This window comes from Nocardia alni, assembly GCF_019038435.1.
Taxonomy (GTDB): Bacteria; Actinomycetota; Actinomycetes; order Mycobacteriales; family Mycobacteriaceae; genus Nocardia; species Nocardia alni.
The window spans coordinates 1-384 of the sequence record NZ_JAGPOX010000408.1 but is presented as its reverse complement, the minus strand read 5'-3'; the positions used below and the strand labels follow the sequence as shown (position 1 = coordinate 384).

The following is a 384-nucleotide window of genomic DNA, read 5'->3' as shown; positions in this document are numbered from 1 at the left end:
CCGTTATAACTAATAATATAGCTATGATGTTCAGGTAATTTTAAATCTCTAGCAGTTGGAATCATACCTTCAGTAGGTCTACCAGATGCTAGAACAACATAATAACCTTCATCTTGAATTGGTGTTAAATAATTTGCAGTTTCTTCTGATATCACATTATCTGAATTTAGCAATGTGTCATCCATATCTAAAACGACAACTTTATAATTTGTCATATCGCATTAAATCTCCTCTCTATTCTGCATTTAATACTATTTTACAATATAAAGCGTCTATTGGTATACAATTCGTTCTTTAACACCACTGATATTAATATCGACCAATTCAGAATGGCATGATACTACCTGACTATTTAAAGAGCGAACCAATTCCCCACTATTTTCT

1 protein-coding gene is annotated in these 384 nt (G+C 31.5%); it reads right to left on the bottom strand.

Going from position 1 to position 384, the window contains the following annotated elements; all coding sequences use genetic code 11:
• Positions 1 to 215: HAD hydrolase family protein (locus JZ791_RS47540; RefSeq protein ID WP_216904053.1), on the bottom strand; the 215-nt coding region annotated here is incomplete at its 3' end.
• Between the last annotated feature and the right edge of the window lie 169 nt (positions 216 to 384).